The 19,432-nt window shown below is 43.1% G+C and carries 19 protein-coding genes and 1 riboswitch; of the genes, 10 read left to right on the plus strand and 9 right to left on the minus strand.

Going from position 1 to position 19,432, the window contains the following annotated elements; translation table 11 throughout:
- Positions 1 to 17: 17 nt before the first annotated feature.
- Positions 18 to 290 carry a MoaD/ThiS family protein gene (locus tag BLT94_RS19755; RefSeq protein WP_014958481.1) on the minus strand — a complete coding sequence of 91 codons (273 nt, stop codon included), beginning with the start codon at positions 288 to 290 and terminating at the stop codon, positions 18 to 20.
- 243 nt (positions 291 to 533) lie between these two features.
- Here BLT94_RS19755 and BLT94_RS19760 point away from each other — a divergent pair, with 243 nt between their 5' ends.
- The 5 genes from BLT94_RS19760 to BLT94_RS19780 all read left to right on the plus strand — a co-directional run bounded on the left by BLT94_RS19760 (position 534) and on the right by BLT94_RS19780 (position 6,041).
- Positions 534 to 1,292 carry a DUF6125 family protein gene (locus BLT94_RS19760; protein WP_092238011.1) on the plus strand — a complete coding sequence of 253 codons (759 nt, stop codon included), beginning with the start codon at positions 534 to 536 and terminating at the stop codon, positions 1,290 to 1,292.
- 45 nt (positions 1,293 to 1,337) lie between these two features.
- Positions 1,338 to 2,891, plus strand: coding sequence for an acyl-CoA carboxylase subunit beta (locus tag BLT94_RS19765; RefSeq protein ID WP_092238014.1), 1,554 nt, complete (start codon positions 1,338 to 1,340; stop codon positions 2,889 to 2,891).
- Between the two features lie 15 nt (positions 2,892 to 2,906).
- Positions 2,907 to 3,128, plus strand: coding sequence for a hypothetical protein (locus BLT94_RS19770; RefSeq protein ID WP_092238017.1), 222 nt, complete (start codon positions 2,907 to 2,909; stop codon positions 3,126 to 3,128).
- 133 nt (positions 3,129 to 3,261) lie between these two features.
- Entirely contained in the window at positions 3,262 to 5,289 is a 2,028-nt protein-coding gene (locus BLT94_RS19775; RefSeq protein WP_092238020.1) for a pyruvate carboxylase subunit B, read from the plus strand.
- 74 nt (positions 5,290 to 5,363) lie between these two features.
- Positions 5,364 to 6,041 (plus strand): zinc ribbon domain-containing protein, encoded by a 678-nt coding sequence (locus BLT94_RS19780; protein ID WP_092238023.1) that lies wholly within the window; start codon positions 5,364 to 5,366, stop codon positions 6,039 to 6,041.
- A gap of 43 nt (positions 6,042 to 6,084) precedes the next feature.
- Here the strand turns inward: BLT94_RS19780 and BLT94_RS19785 are convergent, their stop codons facing one another.
- The 7 genes from BLT94_RS19785 to rplU are packed head-to-tail and all read right to left on the minus strand — an operon-like array spanning position 6,085 to position 10,765.
- Positions 6,085 to 6,600, minus strand: a complete 516-nt coding sequence (locus BLT94_RS19785) for a type I restriction enzyme HsdR N-terminal domain-containing protein (RefSeq protein ID WP_092238026.1) — start codon at positions 6,598 to 6,600, stop codon at positions 6,085 to 6,087.
- The gene (gene gpmI / locus BLT94_RS19790) at positions 6,597 to 8,153 is read right to left on the minus strand and encodes a 2,3-bisphosphoglycerate-independent phosphoglycerate mutase (RefSeq protein WP_092238029.1); all 1,557 of its coding nucleotides are present in this window, start codon (positions 8,151 to 8,153) and stop codon (positions 6,597 to 6,599) included. Before gpmI ends, BLT94_RS19785 begins: the two co-directional genes overlap by 4 nt.
- Positions 8,143 to 8,541 carry a ribosome silencing factor gene (rsfS, locus tag BLT94_RS19795; protein ID WP_092238032.1) on the minus strand — a complete coding sequence of 133 codons (399 nt, stop codon included), beginning with the start codon at positions 8,539 to 8,541 and terminating at the stop codon, positions 8,143 to 8,145. Before rsfS ends, gpmI begins: the two co-directional genes overlap by 11 nt.
- A complete protein-coding gene (nadD, locus tag BLT94_RS19800; RefSeq protein ID WP_092238035.1) occupies positions 8,538 to 9,185 on the minus strand; it encodes a nicotinate-nucleotide adenylyltransferase in 648 nt (215 codons plus the stop codon). The genes rsfS and nadD overlap by 4 nt, the downstream gene beginning before the upstream one ends.
- A gap of 2 nt (positions 9,186 to 9,187) precedes the next feature.
- On the minus strand, positions 9,188 to 10,183 hold the full coding sequence (gene obgE / locus BLT94_RS19805) for a GTPase ObgE (RefSeq protein WP_092238038.1): 996 nt from the start codon (positions 10,181 to 10,183) through the stop codon (positions 9,188 to 9,190).
- Positions 10,180 to 10,434 (minus strand): 50S ribosomal protein L27, encoded by a 255-nt coding sequence (gene rpmA / locus BLT94_RS19810; protein ID WP_014958470.1) that lies wholly within the window; start codon positions 10,432 to 10,434, stop codon positions 10,180 to 10,182. Before rpmA ends, obgE begins: the two co-directional genes overlap by 4 nt.
- A 19-nt stretch (positions 10,435 to 10,453) precedes the next feature.
- Positions 10,454 to 10,765 (minus strand): 50S ribosomal protein L21, encoded by a 312-nt coding sequence (gene rplU, locus BLT94_RS19815; protein WP_014958469.1) that lies wholly within the window; start codon positions 10,763 to 10,765, stop codon positions 10,454 to 10,456.
- A gap of 133 nt (positions 10,766 to 10,898) precedes the next feature.
- Positions 10,899 to 11,083: riboswitch (cobalamin riboswitch) on the plus strand.
- Between the two features lie 234 nt (positions 11,084 to 11,317).
- On the opposite strand from rplU, the gene BLT94_RS19820 reads away from it, so the two are divergent.
- From BLT94_RS19820 to BLT94_RS19840, 5 genes are all read left to right on the plus strand, one after another.
- A complete protein-coding gene (locus tag BLT94_RS19820; protein ID WP_092238041.1) occupies positions 11,318 to 13,306 on the plus strand; it encodes a TonB-dependent receptor plug domain-containing protein in 1,989 nt (662 codons plus the stop codon).
- A gap of 66 nt (positions 13,307 to 13,372) precedes the next feature.
- A complete protein-coding gene (locus BLT94_RS19825; RefSeq protein WP_092238044.1) occupies positions 13,373 to 14,095 on the plus strand; it encodes a DUF2162 domain-containing protein in 723 nt (240 codons plus the stop codon).
- 2 nt (positions 14,096 to 14,097) lie between these two features.
- On the plus strand, positions 14,098 to 14,709 hold the full coding sequence (locus BLT94_RS19830) for a MotA/TolQ/ExbB proton channel family protein (RefSeq protein ID WP_092238047.1): 612 nt from the start codon (positions 14,098 to 14,100) through the stop codon (positions 14,707 to 14,709).
- On the plus strand, positions 14,690 to 15,025 hold the full coding sequence (locus BLT94_RS19835) for a DUF2149 domain-containing protein (RefSeq protein ID WP_014958464.1): 336 nt from the start codon (positions 14,690 to 14,692) through the stop codon (positions 15,023 to 15,025). Before BLT94_RS19830 ends, BLT94_RS19835 begins: the two co-directional genes overlap by 20 nt.
- A 30-nt stretch (positions 15,026 to 15,055) precedes the next feature.
- Positions 15,056 to 19,036, plus strand: a complete 3,981-nt coding sequence (locus BLT94_RS19840) for a cobaltochelatase subunit CobN (protein ID WP_092238050.1) — start codon at positions 15,056 to 15,058, stop codon at positions 19,034 to 19,036.
- 5 nt (positions 19,037 to 19,041) lie between these two features.
- On the opposite strand, the gene BLT94_RS19845 is transcribed toward BLT94_RS19840, so the two are convergent.
- Positions 19,042 to 19,432: transposase (locus BLT94_RS19845; protein ID WP_139169085.1), on the minus strand; the 391-nt coding region annotated here is incomplete at its 5' end.

Genomic DNA, 19,432 nt, shown 5'->3' on the forward strand with positions numbered 1-19,432 from the left:
ATCGTCAGTGTTATGCATCATCCACCGGCAAGGAAGGTTATGATCTGGATTTCATCACCATCTGTCACCTTTTTTTCCAGTTCTCCGGGGTATGCACTTTTTTTATTCAGGTAGATCTCAATATAGTTGAGCAGTTTTCCTTTTTTATCGAACAACTCCTTTTTCATATCAGGATACATGGCAACAAAATCGTTTAATGCTTCACCAACAGTTGTTCCTTCAACTTCTATTGTTTTTTTTCCATTGGTATGCTGGCGATGTGTAACATGTATATTTATTTTAACACTCATTTTAATTTGTCCTTGCTGATAACCTTAATATTGTAAAAATTTTATCTTAATTTGAAAAAAACATTTTTTTTTGTTTATTAATAGAATATTTTTATTCTGAATTCAATGATTTTTGCCTTTGATTCAGCCGTTGAAAAATATTGTAATCAAATTTTGACAATAATTTTGCCTTGAATTGGTTCTTGGCGGAATATGTTAATGATAATAGAAACTTAAAATCATTTAAAAAAGGAAATAAGCCTGATGGAAAATGAAAATGAAAACTTTTCAGATCTGAATAAAAGTATGAAAACAAGATTAATTGTTGACATGTTAACTCGAATTGTAGTTCACTATAGTTTTTGGTTTACGGAAGTCAGGCACCAGATGGGCATGGAAAAGGCTTTGGAAGTTTTTGAAAAAGCTACGGAAAAAAGCTTTTCAATTGGCCTGAAAAGATTCGCAGATGTTTTGGGTTTCGAGCTTGAAGATGGTTTGCCAAAAGTATTAATGGACATGAAGGAAGAAAACATTGACGCCTTAATGGCGGCAGTGGCAAAAAACTGGTTGGTTAATGATGGGGTCTGGTTTCAGGCGGTTGAATTTGACAATGGAATGAATGATGCCAAAAGATGTAATGATTCTTGTTGGGCACAGTTTTCACCCTACGAAGCCTTTGCGATAAAAAAGTTTCTAAAACTCAATGACGGTTGCGGGCTTGCAGGGTTAAAAAAAGCGTTAAATTTCAGGATGTATTCAATTATCAATAAGCAATCTATTATTGATGAAGGTCCTGAAAGTTTTATCTTCCAAATGAACGACTGCAGGGTACAGTCTGCGAGAAAAAGGAAAAAATTGGATGATTATCCCTGTAAATCAGCAGGACTGGTTGAATATGCATATTTTGCAAGGGGCATTGATAAAAGAATTGAAACGGAATGTATAGGGTGTCCACCGGATATTCATCCGGAAGATTGGTTTTGTGCATGGCGGTTTAAGTTGAGCAATCAAAGTAATGAATAAATAGTTTAAAATAATAAATAAAATTATTAAGAAGGGATTTATCTTATGGGAGTCACATCTGACAAGATTAAGGAGCTAAAGCAAAAAGAACAGAAAGTTTTGGAAATGGGCGAGGGAGCAGTCCTTGAAAAGCGACGCGAACAAGGAAAATTGAATGCCAGAGAGCGGCTTGATCTTTTGTTTGACAAGGGAACCTTTAGAGAGCTGGATATGTTTGTTAGCCACAGGTGTACCAATTTTGGAATGGAAAATAAAGATATACCGGCGGATGGTGTTATAACAGGGCATGGTAAGGTTGACGGCAGGGTCGTATTTGCCTATGCCCAGGATTTTACTGCAAGGGCAGGGTCTCTGGGGGAAATGCACGCCAAGAAAATCTGTAAGGTAATGGATATGGCCATAAAAGCGGGTGCCCCAATCATTGGTATGAATGATTCGGGCGGCGCAAGAATCCAGGAGGGAATTGATGCCTTGGCCGGGTATGGAGAAATCTTTTTCAGGAATTCAGCGGCTTCCGGTGTTATTCCCCAGATTTCAGCAATTATGGGGCCCACGGCCGGTGGTGCTGTGTATTCACCTGCCATGACGGATTTTGTTTTCATGGTTAAAAAATCCAGTTATATGTTTATCACCGGACCCAATGTTATTAAAGCGGTTACTGGTGAAGCGATTAGTTTTGAAGAGCTTGGCGGTGCCATGACCCATAATGAGAAATCCGGTGTGGCACAATTTGCATGTGACTCTGATGAAGATGCTATTTTGCAGATAAAACAACTCCTGTCTTATCTGCCGTCCAACAATATGGAAGATCCCCCATATGTTCCGAGCAAGGATGATCCCGGCAGGACTGATAAATCCCTGGATACCATCATACCGGACAATCCCAATGCACCATATGACATTAAAAATGTGATCACCGCGATTGTGGATGACAAAAAATATTTTGAGCCCCACCAGTATTATGCCAAAAATATGGTGATTTGTTTTGCAAGGCTCAACGGCATGTCCATTGGGATTATTGCCAATCAGCCTAATCACCTGGCCGGATGTTTGGACATTGATGCTTCTGACAAGGCCACCCGGTTTATCCGGTTTTGCGATGCATTCAATATTCCTTTGCTGACAATTGCCGACGTGCCCGGATATCTGCCGGGAAGCACCCAGGAATGGGGTGGTATTATACGGCATGGAGCCAAGCTTTTATGGTGTTATTCTGAAGCTACCGTGCCCAAGCTGTTGCTGATTACACGCAAAGCTTATGGCGGGTCCTACCTTGCAATGTGTTCAAAACATCTGGGTGCTGATATGGCCTTTGCATGGCCCACTGCAGAGATTGCCGTCATGGGGGCTGATGCGGCTGCCAACATTATACATGCAAAGCAAATTAGCGGAGCAAAGGATTCTGTGGCAGAAAGAAAGGAAAAAATAGAAGAATATAATGAAAAATTTTCCAACCCGTATTGTGCTGCTGCCAGAGGCTATGTTGATGCAGTTATTCAACCGTCTCAGACAAGACCGGTGCTTATTGATGCCCTTGAGGCCATGGCAACGAAAAGAGAATTAAGACCGGCCAAAAAACATGGAAATATACCTGTATAGGACAAAGGGATTAAAATGGATAAAAAGAAACTTGCGGCAGCCATTTCTGCCGTTTTTGCCTGCATAAAAACATCAGAAGAAGCTGCAGCTTATAGTGTTTCCGGAGCTTATGGATCGGTTCCGGAAACTTGCGCACAACAGCCCCAGATCATGCAGCCAAATAATATCTGGGGAATATCGGGACGTCAGACCCATATGCAGGCCAACTCAATGATACAATTGCGTATGTTCAAGTGACTGCCACGGGCAGGCCTGGCTTTTTGTAATGATTTGCCAATAACAAAAATTGAAAGTCATGACTGGAGTTAGCATAAGCTTTTATAACACACTGAAATAATGAAATAAAAATAAAATATTTGGGAGAAAATTGATGAGTAATCACACTGAAATTGAAATGGTTGAAATGAAGTATGGCAAAGACAGGCCAAAAGCAAAAAATCCCCTTAAAATAGAGGACTTATCTTTGCGTGACGGACATCAGTCTTTATTTGCCACTCGTGGAAGAACCGAAGATATGATTCCTGTTGCCGAAAGAATGGATGAAATCGGTTTCTGGGCCGTGGAAGTATGGGGCGGCGCAACTTTTGACACCATGCACCGTTTTTTAGGGGAAGATCCATGGGAAAGACTTCGGACCCTTAAACGGTATTTTAAAAAGACCCCGTTTTCAATGCTCCTGAGAGGTCAGAATCTTGTGGGATATAGAAATTATGCTGATGACGTGGCAAAGCTGTTTGTGAAAAAGACAGTTGATAACGGGATGGAAGTTTTCAGAACCTTTGATGCGCTCAATGATTATCGTAATTTTGAATCGGTTGTACCTGTGATCAAGGAATGCGGAGCTCATTTTCAGGGCTGTATCTGCTATACATTGACAGAACCGCGACTTGGCGGAGATGTTTATAACCTTGATTACTATATTAAAAAAGCAAAAGAGCTTGAAGACATGGGCGCGGACAGTATCTGTGTCAAGGACATGGCAGGGCTTATGGCACCTTATGATGCCTACAGACTTGTCAGAGCATTAAAAGAGAATGTCAAACCTTTGATTCATCTTCACAGTCATTTTACATCCGGCATGTCTCCCATGACTCTTTTTAAAGCCATTGAAGCCGGGGTTGATATTATTGACACCTGCCTGACTCCTTATGCCTACAGAACATCCCATGCTGCTTTGGAGCCTTTTGTGATGTCGCTCTTGGGAACCAACAGGGATACAGGGTTTGATATAAATGCACTGGCCGATATCAATGAAACCCTTGAAAAAGAAGTGATGCCCAAATATAAACACCTTCTGGATGATTCAAAGGTGTCTGTGATTGATATTAACGTGTTGCTGCATCAGACACCCGGCGGAATGCTGTCCAATCTTGTGAATCAGTTGAAGGAGATGGATGCCCTGGATAAGATTGATGAGGTTTACAAACAGCTGCCAAGGGTTAGAAAAGAGTTGGGTCAGGTTCCTCTTGTGACACCGACAAGTCAGATTGTTGGTATCCAGACAGTTAATAATGTGCTGTTTGATACACCTGATGAACGGTATAAGATGGTAACTGCTCAGGTCAAAGACCTTTGTTACGGACTTTATGGAAAAACATCCGTCCCCATTGATCCTGAAGTGCAGAAAAAAGCCCTCAAAGGCTATGACAGAGGCGAAGAGCCTATTACATGCAGGCCTGCAGAAGTTCTTGAACCGGAACTTGAAAAAGCAAGAGAAAAGATCGGCACCCTGGCCAAAGATGATGAAGATCTTATTTTATATACTCTTTTCCCTGTTACCGGCAAAAAATATCTTATGCAAAAATATGGTAAGGAACAGATGCCTGACAGCATAAGACCTATTACCCTTGAAGATGTGGCAAAACAAGATGCAATGATTGAAAAACTCAAAAGAGGCGAGCTGGTTGAAAAAGCCAAATTGGGTAATGCCCCTGAAAAAAGTGAAAATGCCCGTACCTTTAATGTTTTTGTAGAAGGGGAATATTTTGAAGTGGGGGTTGATGAAGTTGGCGGCGCTCCTGTTATTACCTATGCGGCTCCGGCTCAAGTTGCTCAGCCTGCTCCAGCCCAGATGGCACCTGCAGCACCTGCATCACCTGCAGCACCTGCTCAGGCGCCTGCAGCGGCCCCTGAAGCCCAACCTGTGCCTGAAGCAAAAGAAAAACCCGCACCTGCAGCTGCGACCGGAACACCTATTAAAGCACCCATGCCTGGGATGGTGATTGCCTATGAGAAAAATGTAGGGGATTCGGTAAATGAAGGAGAAACAGTTGTGGTTATTGAAGCCATGAAAATGGAAAATGCTCTGCCTGCACCTGTAAGTGGTGTTATCAGTGCCGTGAACTACAGCAGCGGTGATAACGTTGCCAAGGGAGATGTCCTGGTTGTTATCGAATAATACGGTTTGACAAAACATTTGATATGCTTACTTTGGTAGTCTGGAATGACAGACTACCAAAGGAGATTGAGATAATGGCGTTTGAAACAAAAGAAGAACTTCTTGAAAAATATATAAAAATGGATAAACCACGGTGTCCGCACTGTGATACCGATATGACACTATGGGAGGTTCCCCCCATTAATTTTAGTGATGGATTGGGGTGGGGAACCCCCTATTTGTTTGTCTGTTTTAATGATGACTGCTCAAGCTATAAACACGGCTGGGATAACATGAGTGAAACCATGGAGGCGGCTGCATCCTACAGATGCTATGTTGAACCGGGACAGAAAAATTTTGAGTATATGCCGGTATTCAGTCCCATGGGTGCCCAGGGTGGAAAACTGGATGATGAAGTTTTGATCCGGGAGGAAGCCAGAAAAGAGCTGTTGAAAAAAACTTTCTCAATTTTAACTGATTATTATATGTCAAAAGATTGGGATGAAATTTTAAAAATTTGTCTTGATCCCAATATTCCCCCCAAGGCAAGGTTAAAAGCTGCTGAGATGGTAGGGGAATTGGGTGGTATTGAAGCAACAGAGCATTTAATCAATCATAAGTTTCCCACTCCTGTTCTTCAAAAAGGCGTGGAAGATGCAATTGTCCAGCTTCATGAAAGACATTTTACCCGGGAATGTCCCTATTGTGCCGAGATTATTAAAAAACGGGCCACGCTTTGCAAGCATTGCAACAAAGAGATACCACGTGGTTAAGGGGCAGATTTGAAATCTGTCCCCCATAGACTAAAATTTTGCGTTACTTGTTGACTTTTTCCAGGTTAAAAGAGCGGTAAATGATCATTTCCCGCTCTTTTCTGTCTTTATCAAGAGGTTTATACTCAATTGATTTAATAAGCTCAAGAGCCTCTTGTTTTGATGGAATCGCATCCAGGCTCTTGCCAACTGTTTTACCGGAAAGTGTATCCATTACCACGGCATCTCTTGCATCGGTTGAAACGGCAAAAGGAATTTGATAGTCATGAACCAGCCTGGCACCGGCCAGGATCTCTCTTTCATAGGACCCTATGGAGCCTGCAACACAGGTAATGGCCATCAATGCCTTATCTTTGCAACTTACAATCAGGTCAATGGATGAAATATAGTCTTCCCCTTTAAACTGGACAATCAGTTCTTCATCCACACAGATATCTTCTTTTGCATATCCTTTTTCATCCACCAGGAATTTTTCAAATATCTGTCTGCTGGCCTCAGGGCCAATATTTCTTACGGATTTTCCGGTAATATAGTCAGTGATAATATACTTAAAGTTCATATTAAAGATGTTCCTGTCATTTGTAGCGGTTGCTCTATATTTAATAATTTCAGAATGGTCGGTGCGATATCGCCGAGAATACCATCCTTTAGTTTTTTTTCTTTTAGCTTGTCCCCTGCAAGTATCAGTCTTACAGGGTTCAAGGTATGGGCAGTGTGGGCGGAACCGTCATCGGCGATCATCTGTTCCGAATTTCCATGATCGGCTGTGACTATGGCAAATCCACCGGTTTCCCATATAGCCTCAACAACCTTTTGTGCGCACTTGTCCACGGTCTCACATCCCTTAATAGCAGCTTTTAGGATTCCGGTATGTCCCACCATGTCCATGTTTGCAAAATTCAGGATAATAAACTGGAATGCTCCTGCCCTTATTTGTTCACATGCTTTGTCGGCAAGCTCAAAAGCACTCATCTGGGGCTTTTCATCATAGGTTGCCACGTCTCGTGGAGAAGGGATCAGAATCCTTTTTTCCCCGTCAAAAACTTTTTCATCTCCGCCATTGAAAAAATAGGTGACATGAGCATATTTTTCAGTTTCGGCAATTCTAAGCTGGGAAATACTGTTTTGACTCAATATTTCTCCCAGAACCTGATCCAGATGCTGAGGAGCAAAGGCTACTGGAAGATTAAAGGTTTCATCATATTGGGTCATACAGACAAATCCTGCCAGGTCTATCTTTTTTTCTCTGGCAAACTCATTAAAATCAGGTTCTGTAAACGCCCGGGTGATTTCCTTAGCCCGATCCGCCCTGAAATTAAAAAAAATCAGGCCGTCTCCATCTTGAACTATTCCGTTATTGATCTTTTTGTTTTGTGAAAAATTCTTTTCAAGAAAAATCGGGGGGACAAATTCATCAGTTTTATCTGAATCATAGGCGTTTTGTACGGCGCAAACCGGGTCTTGTTCCATCACACCTGCGGTTGCCGTAAAAAGTTTATATGCCTTTTCAACCCGGTCCCATCGGGTATCCCTGTCCATGGCCCAGTACCTGCCGACAAGGGTGGCAATTTTACCGTATTCATGGTGATTCAGATATGCCTGCAGTTGTTTTATATAGTTTATACCGCTGGCAGGTGAGGTGTCCCGTCCGTCAAGGATGGGGTGAATGAACAGATTTTCCACTTTGTTTTGTTTTGCCATGTCAATCAAGGCAAACAAATGAGAAATATGGCTGTGAACCCCTCCGTCAGACAGCAGTCCCATGATGTGGAGGCTTTTTTGGTTATTTGAAACCTGTGCCATGAGATCCAAAAGAGCAGGGGTTTTAAAAAAAGACTGATCTTCAATGGCTTTGTTAATTCTTACAAAATCCTGCAGCACTTTTCGACCGGCACCGATATTCATGTGCCCGACTTCCGAGTTGCCCATGGTTCCCTCTGGAAGTCCGACGGCATTGCCTGAGCATAAAAGTTTGCAGGTTGGAAATTTTTTTATCAGAGAATCCAGAAACGGCGTTTTGGCCAGTGCAAATGCATTCCCATGTGTTTCATCACGTATTCCCCAGCCGTCAAGGATCATTAAGATATTGACAGGGTGGGAATTAGAACTCATCGTCGGTCTCCTCTGATCTGTAAGCGTCTTTAAATTCGGAAAGATCTATCCGTTTGGCATCGGCCCACAAGCCTTCGATATCATAAAACGATTTTTTTTCAGATTCGAAAATATGAATAATGACATCTCCGTAATCAAGCAAAGCCCATTCACCTTCTTTAACGCCTTCTACACCAATGGCTTTTTTTTTCTGATTTTTCAAGCTTTTGATCAAATGTTCTGCAATGGATGTCACCTGGCGGTGGGAACTTCCTTCAATAATGACAAGGGTGTCGGTATAAGAGGTGAGCGCTTTGACATTAATGGCGGTAATTGATTTTGCCTTTCTTTCAAATGCCGGAATAAGATATGGTTTAAGATCGTCTGGTAATGCGATGGGGTTTGTCATTTATACAATTCCTTTGCTCTAATAATTTTTTCAACATTTGCAGGCACAAACTCTTTTATGGATTTATTGTTTTTGACCCTTTCCCGGATCATGGTGGATGAAATATCTATTCTGGGCACCTTGCAAATGATAATTTTCTGTTTCTTTGTATGGGAAAATGTATTGTTCTGTTCATTAAAGATGTACCCCTTTGATATGTTTTCGTCAATAAAAGAGGTAATGGCATGGGTGTTTTTCCAATCTCCTCTCAACATGATGATAATGGGAACTGCTTTGAAAATTTGATCCTTTTTTTTCCAAGTGGTTATATCTAAAAAAGCGTCAGATCCCATTAACAGAAAAAAAAAGGTTTGCAGGCCATATTCTTTTTTAAATTCTTTGATGGTGTCAATGGTAAAAGAGGGGCCTTTTCTGAGCAATTCTTTATCAGACACCCAAAAATTTTTATGACCCTTTAAGCTTTCTTTTACCATCTTAAATCTTTCACCGGCAGGTGCAAGATTGATGTCAGGTTTGTGGGGAGGTGTTGCAGAAGGGATTAAAAATATTTTTTCCAGGCCACAGGTTTGTTTGACATGCTGAAGAATTCCAATATGGCCATTGTGAAAGGGATTAAATGTTCCTCCGAAAAGTCCCACTTTCATTTTTAACTCTTTGTAAGCTTGGATGATAAAAGCTTTACAAGATCTTTTACCCCTTTCCCGGTTGCAGCTGACAGAGTCAGTACCTGGATGTTTTTTAATGCGTTTTGGAAAGCATCAGCTTTTTCCTGTGTATCCGGCAAGTCCATTTTGTTGAGAACTACAATCTGCATCTTTTGGGCCAGAGATTGGCTGTATTTGGACAACTCATTGTTGATCAGGTCAAAAGATGTCAGTGGAGACTCCGGATCTATCTGGGAAACATCAATCAGATGCACCAGGATGCCTGTCCTTTCAATATGCTTTAAAAAACTGATCCCAAGGCCGATTCCTTCATGGGCACCTTCAATGAGACCTGGGATATCGGCCACAGCAAACGGTTCTCCAAAAGGAGGTTCAACCATCCCAAGGATAGGGGACAGTGTTGTAAACGGATAGTCGGCTATTTTGGGACGGGCTGCTGAGATACAGCTGATAAGCGTTGATTTACCGGCATTGGGTAATCCTACAAGTCCGACATCGGCAAGCAGTTTTAACTCTAATTTCAGATGTATTTCAATCCCGGGGAGTCCTGGCTGGGAATACCTGGGTGCCCGGTTGGTGGAACTTGCAAACCGTTTGTTGCCTCGGCCTCCCATGCCGCCACGGGCAATAATATATTCATCCTCTGTGTCGGTTAGGTCGACAATGATTTCATTGGTATCTGCATTGGAGACAATGGTTCCAGGGGGAAGGGTGATTGTGCAGTTTTTCCCGTTTTTCCCATGTTTTTGTTTGCCCTGGCCTGACTCACCATTTTTGGCCTTGAGCAATTTTTGACGGCGATAATCAAAAAGTGTTCGTTTACTCTGATCAATTTTCAGAATAACATGACCACCATCGCCGCCATCTCCACCGTCAGGTCCTCCAAATTCAATGTACCGTTCCCTTCGGAAACTTGTGCATCCTCGGCCACCATCGCCTGACTTGACAGTGATAATTGCTTCATCTACAAATTTCACGCGGCATATACGCTGACTTTTTTTCTGTCGCGGCCTTTTCTTTCAAAGGTCACAACACCGTCAATTTTGGCAAAAATAGTATAATCTTTGCCCATACCAACATTGTTGCCCGGATGGATTTTAGTTCCCACCTGTCTGATAAGAATATTTCCTGCAAGAACATTTTCTCCGCCGAATTTTTTAACACCACGGCGCTGTGAGTTTGAATCGCGACCGTTTTTTGAACTACCTGCTGCTTTTTTATGTGACATCTGAATTTCTCCTTGCTATCTAAACCGTAATGGATTCGATTTTAATTTCAGTATAATTTTGTCTGTGGCCTTTGAGTCTTCTAAAGCCTTTCCGGCGTTTATATTTGAAGACCAGTTTCTTTTTGTCCTTTCCCTGCTCAAGAATGTGCGCTTTGACTGCAGCATTTTCAACTTTCGGACTTCCAAGAGTGATGGTTTCACCATCTGAATACATGAGGACATCATCAAATTCAACCTGAGAACCTTCCGTACCATCAAGCTTTTCAACTTTCAGGATCTGTTCTTCATGAACCTTATATTGTTTTCCCCCGGTTCTGATAACTGCGTACATTTTTAAACTCTCCTTATTATTTCAATACTTTTCGCAATTTTAAAAAACTCTGAATTCTATATTTATTGTCTGAATTTGTCAAGATAAACATATTTGAAATTTTTATATTGACTTAGATTCTTTTTTAATTTAAGTCAATATAAAAATTTCAGGTGCCTGTTAAGGCACAATAGGGAACCCTGTGCGAATCAGGGATGGGCCCGCCGCTGTGATCGGAGACGAACGCTGCATTTATGTCACTGGCTTTATAACGCTGGGAAGACGCAGTTAATAGGATGACCCGAAAGTCAGAAGACCTGCCTGAAAAAGTTTAATCTGTCATACCTCGTGGACAAGGGTGGGGCAAATCCAATCTGTGGAAAAATCAGGGAACCTCAGATCATTTATCAATAAAATGGTCCGGGGGTTTTTTTTGCAAATCCCCGGCAAAAAAGGGGAGGCCTTGGAAAAAAGGTGCCTGAGCAATATCTGGATGTAAAATTAAAATTGTTTTTTTTTCATTCCTGCTGTGAGCTTTTTTTTCACGTTCCCCCGATTTAAAAGGGGAAAAATATGAATAAATCCATATTGGCAGTCATGATGGCTGCTGTCATGTTATTGGTGCCTGTCATGGGGCAGTCTTTGGCTTCTGATAACAATCAGTCTGAAACTAAACTTGAGGATATTGTTGTAACAGTAGGAAGAGTTACAGAATCCAAAAAAGAGATTGTCAATAATGTTACCGTGATTGATGAGCAGGAAATCCGACTGTCGTCTGCCAGGGATGTTGGCGATCTTTTAGCGCAAAAAGGCATCGGTGCCATCAAAAAATATCCTGGAAATCTGACTACAATAGGCATCAGGGGATTTAGAACAGATTCCCATGGGAATGACCTGAAAGGGCATGTGTTGATTCTGCTTAACGGTCGAAGAGCGGGCACTGGAAATGTGGCAAAAATTATGACCAAAAATGTTGAGCGTATAGAAATCATCAGAGGACCGGCATCTATTCTATATGGGTCTGCCGCTGTAGGTGGGGTTGTGAACGTGATTACCCGCCAAGGAAAAGGCAAGTTGTCTGCTTTTGGTGAAGGAAATCTGGGCAGTTTCGGGCACGAAGATATCAGTGCCGGTTTTGCAGGAGAGTATAATGGGTTTGATTTTTCCGGCAGTGTCACAAGAGAGACGGAAGATGATTATACCACAGCCAATGGAACAAAATACCATAATACCGGGTTTGACAGCAGGGAAAGCATCAGCATGAATATGGGGTATACACCGTTTCCCAATAATCGAATTGCGTTTCTTTATCACGGTTTTAATGTGGATGAAGCCGGTTCTCCAAGTTATTTAAGCCAGAATGATCTGGATGATTATACAGACAAATCAAATTATTCTTTTGATATCGTACTGGACGGCCAGACAACAGATTCACGCTTTGTTTGGAAATTAAAATATTTCCAGGGTAAAGATGAGGACACATGGAATGATCCAACCGGCAGCAACCCTGATGGATGGGATGACGCAATTTTGTCCGAACAAAAAACAGAGAGCAAAGGTATCCAGGCCCAGATTTCAGTTGATTTAGGGCAGGCGCTTATTACCACCGGTTTTGACTGGGCGGATTACGATATTGAAGCGTCCTGGAATCCCCAAAAAACATCCTATGAAAATCCTGCAGGATTTTTATTGGGTAAACTAAAACTTTTGGATGACCGACTGACTTTGTCTGCCGGATTACGGTATGATACCTATGAGGTGGAGGTCATAGACCCTGCAGGCAAGACTGCGGACGACAATAACCTGACGCCTAATATTGGTCTTTCCTATCTTTTGACGGATTATTTAAAACTGCGGGCAGGTTACTCCGAAGCCTTTGTTATGCCGGGTGCGGATCAGATGGCTGCCGCCTACTCTGTCTTTGGCAGCAACTATGTGGGTAATCCAGACCTTTCGCCTGAAACAAGTAAAACCTGCGAAGGCGGTCTGGATGTTTTTTATAGATCCCTGTCCGGTTCTCTGGGGTATTTTTATACTGATTTTAAGGATAAAATAGAATCTGTCACAAGGACAAACGCAGACAGATCATGGGAAAATGTAGGAGAAGCCAGAATATCAGGTTTTGAGGGAAATCTAAGCGTTGATATTGGCGATTATTTTGGATGGGATTTTGAAATCAAACCTTTTGTAGGATTTACCTATCTGACGGAATATGAGGACAGAATAACGGGTAATGATCTTTTGGAGACGTCAGATTTAACAGCATCTTATGGTATTTCAGTATCTGATTTGAATGGATTTTCAGCAAGACTTAATTTTGCCTATTTCGGAGAAAAGACAATAACCGATTATGAGAGCGGATGGCCTTATCAGGATATAAAAGCCCGGGATTTTACCGTTGCAGATCTGACCATTACCAAAGTTTTATTTGCCACGGATAAAAAAGGCAGATTGGCATTAAATGCCAGTATCAACAATCTGTTTGATGAAGAATATGAATATATAAAAGGATACCCCATGCCGGAAAGAAATTTCTATGTCGGTATGAGATATGATTTTTAATTCGATATTAAAAAAACACAGCCCAGACTTTACCAGTGTCTGTTCTGTTATAAGGTAAATGACTAAATGGAACTTAAATCGCTTATATTGGGCCTGTTTCTATCAACAGGGGCTTTTGCCGTTAAAAGCGGCGGAGGTCTCTCTTATGTTTTTCTGCAGGCGCCCGGCAGAACAAGACAACTTCTGACAACCCTGCTGTTCATGGCAGGGTACGGCATTGTCTTTGCCGTTGCTGCTGCTGTTTTGCTGAACGTCGATCTGATGGCGCATATTGATCTGCTGCAGGTGTTTTTCAAGAGCGGGATGACCCTTCATCTCCTTTTAGCCTTGTTGCTGTTGGTTTGGGGGGGCAATCTGATAAAGAACCGCCATGAAAAACAAACATCCACCAGGGGATGGATTCCCCTGGTGGTGCCCTGTCCGGTTTGTTTTGCCGTCATCCTTTTATCCTGTAGTTTTGTCAGTGCTATTTACCCGGATAATTCCGTGGTTTTTTTCGCTCTCTATGCAGGCTTTATTCTGATCAGCCTGGTTGTGGCGTTCACTGTCAGACGCCTGGTCTCTAACCAGGGAGCTGCCAAATCATTTCTGGGCAGGCTGATGCTTTATATTGCCGTTTACTTTATTCTTTCGGTCATTGTGATTCCACAATTTGCCGATTTGGATAAAATTTACAGGATATCTTTCACAGACAATATGTTTGAGCTGTCCCGGGAGAAAATCATCCTGCTCATCCTGAGCATAAGCGCCTTGATTACAGGCTTTATTAACCCTTTAAAAAGAGAATAACCATGCAGATAATGGCTGTATTAAAAACATTTATTTATTTGATTGCCTCTTCCCTGTTCCTGCCGGTATTGCTGATTTTGTCCTGTTTGTTTGTCTGGATGCTGGTCTATTCCGGCACCTTTTTCAGGCTCTGGCTGGAAAGAAGCCGACTTAAAAAACAGGAACAGAAACTGCCGGAACAAATGATGTCAGGCAGATATCAAAACAGTCTTCCTGTTTCGGTCGCAAGGATTGTGCAGTCCCTGGAGTTCTTAAAAGGAACACATGATCCCATTTTGGTCGTCAACCTGTTAAGGGATGCCGAGCATCGCATGTGGAAATCCCTTGATCCGTTGAAAATTATGATCCGGATAGGACCTGGACTGGGGCTGATCGGCACGCTGATTCCCATGGGTACGGGACTGGCATCCCTGGGTCAGGGAGATCTGGGCCAGTTGAGCCAGGACCTTGTGGTTGCGTTTACCACAACGGTTGTGGGCATGGCCTTGGGATTGCTGGCCTATTTTTATTTTACAATTCAGCGCCGGTGGGTTGAGCAGGATATCAAAAATATGGAACTGGCTGCTGAATTGTTAACAGGAGATACACATGGTCATGAGATATCTGAAACCTAAACAGAACCGGGGCACAGGTTTTTCCGACAATGATCCAATGTCAGGCGTTGCCAACCTGTTTGATTTGGGCCTTGTCTTTATTGTGGGACTTTTGATTGCCCTGTTTGGTGCATATCATATTGAGGACCTGCTGTCGCAGACATCTGAACTGACCATTGTTAAAAAATCTGCAGACGGCCAGATGGAAATTATTTCAAAAAAAGGGAAAACAATAGACGCTGTAAAAGTGACCAAAGAAAAAGCCAAAGGCAAAGGAGAGCGTCTTGGAACCGCCTATAAACTGGCAAACGGTTCAATGATTTATATCCCGGATTAAACACTGTTGCTGTAATTAAGGAAACACCTCATGAAACGTTTGATTGTTCTTCTTTTTTTCTGGCCATGGCATCTGTATGCAGCGGATATGGCTTTTATGGTTTTGGATCATAATTCTTATCTTGCCTGCATGGCTGTAGAAAAACTTGATCTTCCCATTGATATTAAGGTCATCACCAGTCATGACGTGACACGGGATGCTCAAAGAATAAAACAAGAGATCCAGGGAACAAACATTATTGTCGCGGATGTCATGGGCCGGGAATTTGAAACTTTTTTGACGGATCATATTGATCTTGATTCAAAAATCATATATGCCCTTCGCGGTTCCCTTGATAATGAATCGCTCGTAAAAAAAGGGTTTGTGTTTGATTCTAAGGTGGCAGAGTATTACAGCAACCTTTCCAAAGAAAATATTCAAAACATGCTTCGCCTGATCGCCCATCGCCACATTGACAATACCATATCCTATGACAAGGTGGTCAAAATCCCCCGGCTTGGCGTTTATCATCCGGATGCCCCTTATGTTTTCGTTCGGGCCAAAGACTTTTTAACCTGGCAAAAAAATCGGCCTGGATTTGATTCAAAATGTCCAAGAATCGGCCTGGTTTTTTTTTCATCCTTTCTCACCAAGGGGCAGAAGGCACCCATTGATACGTTGATTCAGCAGCTTGAAAATAATGGATTCAATGTCATGCCCTGTTTTGGCCGTGAGCAGAACATCTTGAAATCCTTTCTTCTGGATGAATCAGGATCAGCCAGGGTGGACCTGGTGCTGGCCTATTCCTTTAAGTTTTATAATGCTTTGACTCCGGAACTTGGCCTGCTGCTCAATCAGCTGGACGTACCTGTAATAAGTGCGGTCAGCCTGTATAAAAACACCATCGACCATTGGCGAAAAAGTCCTGTTGGTATTGATTCCATTGAGGTGGCCTGGTCTCTGGCCGTACCTGAACTGTCCGGCCTGGTTGAGCCCAACGTGCTTTCGGCCAAGCAAAAGGTTGTTGACCCGAAAACAAAAAAATCTTTTTTCCTGAGCCGACCGGTCATGGAAAATATTGACCGGCTTATCCCCAGGCTGAAAAAATGGATTGCGCTCCAGCAAAAACCCAATCCTGAAAAAAAACTGGCCATTATGTTTTACAACCATCACCAGGGAAAACAGAATATCGGAGCCTCTTATCTGAATGTATTTCAAAGTCTTGAAACCATCCTTCAGGCCCTTAAGGAAAATGGGTATACAACCGGGAAGCCCCTTTCCGAACAAGAGATAAAAGAGCTGATTCTCAGTTCAGCCAGAAACATCGGGTCCTGGGCACCCGGAGAACTTGACAAGCTGATTTCAACCGGCAAGGTGGTGCGCCTGCCGGTTGAAACATACAATCACTGGTTTGAAGACCTTCCTCAAGATTTTAAGAACAAGGTTATTCAACAGTGGGGGGGGCCTGAAGAGTCCGGGATAATGATACACGGCAAGGATTTTATTATCCCGGCTGTTCAGGCTGAAAACATGATCCTGCTTCCCGAACCTGTCCGTGGATGGGGAGATGATCCCATGAAGCTTTATCATGACACCACACTTTATCCCCATCACCAGTATCTGGCGGTTTATCTCTGGCTGTCCAAACATTTTAAGGCCGATGCCATGATCCATCTGGGGACTCATTCCACCTATGAATGGACTCCGGGTAAACAGGCCGGGCTTTCACCTTCATGCTCGCCGGAAGTTCTGATAAGTGATATCCCCAATATTTATCCTTATATTGTGGATGATGTGGGGGAAGGCATTCAGGCAAAGCGACGGGGAAGAGGGGTCATTATTTCTCATTTGACGCCGATCTTGAAAACAGCGGATCTGCATGAAGATTACAGCCGTATGGCAGAACTGGCAAATGAATATGAACGGGCCACAGCACGGCAGAGCGTCACGGCAGAAGAAAAATTCAAAGAGCTTATGGCTCTGGCAAAAAAGACAGGTATTTTAAAGGATATCCAGACCACTGCTGACAACCATAAGCACGGTCAAGATCATACTCAAGATGATGGTCAATATTCCTCTCAAACTGCTGGAGAGGATGTTTCCCAGGATGAAATGGTACATCTTTTGGGACATTATCTTGAGGAGATCAAGGAAAATTTGATTCCATTTGGCATGCACACCTTTGGCCGTTCCCCTGATCCTGATGAGACTACTGAAATGGCAGATGCAATTCTCAAATGGAATCCGGAACAGACTAAAAAAGATCTTGCATCAAGGCTTGCAAGATCCGGCAGGGATGAAGTTAATGCCATGATCAGCGGCCTTGACGGCAGATACATTCGACCAGGACCGGGAAATGATCCTGTCAGAAATCCGGACGCCATGCCCACGGGCAGAAATTTCTATGGATTCAACCCGGGCAAGCTGCCCAGTCCTGCCGCCTGGAGCCTGGGGAAAAAAGCGGCCCGGAAGATCATTGAGAACCATATCATGAAAAACGGCAGTTATCCCCAAAACGTTGCCGTGGTTCTGTGGGCTGTTGAAACCCTTCGCAATGAAGGAGTGAATGAATCCACCATTATGTATCTGATCGGGACAAAACCCAGATGGTCCAAAACAGGACGGGTATTGGGTATTGACGTGATTCCTGCCAACCGGCTCAACCGGCCGAGAATTGATGTCATGATTAATGCCTCGGGTTTGTACCGGGATCTTTTTCCTGAGAAAATGCTATACCTGGACAAGGCCATCAGGCTTGCCGCAAAACAGACGGATATTGAAAATCTGATTGCCCGGCATAACCGGGATATAAAAACACGTCTCATCAAACAGGGGATGGACCCTGAAAAAGCCGATCAAATGTCCAGGTTCCGCGTTTTTTCCGAAGCACCTGGATCATACGGTAACGGAGTATCGGAAATGGCCTCCGGCTCTTCCAAATGGGAAAATCCTGACCAGGTGGTGAACGTATTTGAAAACCGCATGGGGTTTGCCTTTGGAGCAGGTCAATGGGGCATCCGGGCAAAGGGGCTGTTAAAAGAACAGTTGTCCACCGTTGATGTCACGCTTCATTCCCGATCCTCCAATGTTTACGGTCTTTTGGACAATGATGATATGTTTCAGTATTTGGGAGGACTTTCCATGGCCGCGCGTCATGAATCAGGAAAAACACCTGAAACTTTGATCACGCAGCAGCAGAAAAAGGGAAAGGTCAATGTGGAAGATATGGCAAAGACCCTGGGCCGGGAAATGCGCAGCCGTTATCTGAATCCCAAATGGATTGACGGCATGAAAAAAGAAGATTATGCCGGTGCCAAAGCCATGGCCGACTTTGTTGAATATCTTTGGGGATGGAATATGACCACGCCTGAAAAGGTTGATGCAAGCAAATGGCGGCAGGTTTATGAAGTCTATGTGGAAGACAAATACGGTCTTGAGCTGAATCAATTTTTTAATAAAGCTTCTCCCTGGGCATTCCAGTCCATAACGGCAAGAATGCTTGAAACCAGCCGGAAAGGATATTGGGAGCCTGATCAGGCAATATTGGAAACCCTGGCTGCCGAATATGCCACAAGCGTTATTCAAAAAGGGATTGCCTGTTGTGATCATACCTGCAATAATCCCGTACTCAATCAGATGGTGATTTCCATTATTTCAATTCCCGGGGTGTTAAACCCCAAGCTGGTTGAACAGTTCAAGCTGGCTGTGGAACAGATGGCGGGAAAACCCATGGAACAGCAGGTGGCTGATCAAAAGGCTCTGCTGGCGGAACTGGCAGCACCTGCACCAGAACCTTCGGCACAGGAGGCCACATCGGAAAAAAAGGATTCATCCCTGAACAACGATACTGCCGAAGTTGTTGAAGGGTATAAAATGGAAAAAATCAAAAACCGGGATGATACCACACAGATGACCTCATCCGGTATTGAATGGATGGCTGTTTTAGCGGTTTTGGCCATCATGTGCCTGGCCGCTTACGGCGCAAGAAAAAAGACAAGCGGTAATAAGTCAACCCCCAAATGGACAGAATAAAGATATTAATGAATAAGGTGTACCTCATATGGTTTTTGGTTTTTAAGTACGGAAAAAACAACATGAAGCAATTTATTGGCGACATGACTAATAGCCACCAGATGCTTTTTCCCCTTAGCCTTCTGTTTTTTGTAGACAGCTCTAAACATGGGATACTTTGCCACCAAGGCTGCAACTTCGGCAGCCTGGATAGCAGCTGTGCGCAGATAACGACTGCCCCGCTTAGACATTTTGCCTTTGCCTTTGTACTGTCCGCTTTCATTGAGACGAACGTCAAGCCCGGCAGCTGCAACCAATTTTCGGGCCCCGTTTTTTTCTTCTGGATGAAAAACCGGAAGTACCTCTGCCAGGATGGTAGGAGCCCAAACTGGTCCGATACCAGGTATGGTTTGCAAC

Origin of the sequence: Desulfobacula phenolica (genome assembly GCF_900105645.1) — a bacterium.
In the GTDB taxonomy this organism is placed as follows: domain Bacteria; phylum Desulfobacterota; class Desulfobacteria; order Desulfobacterales; family Desulfobacteraceae; genus Desulfobacula; species Desulfobacula toluolica.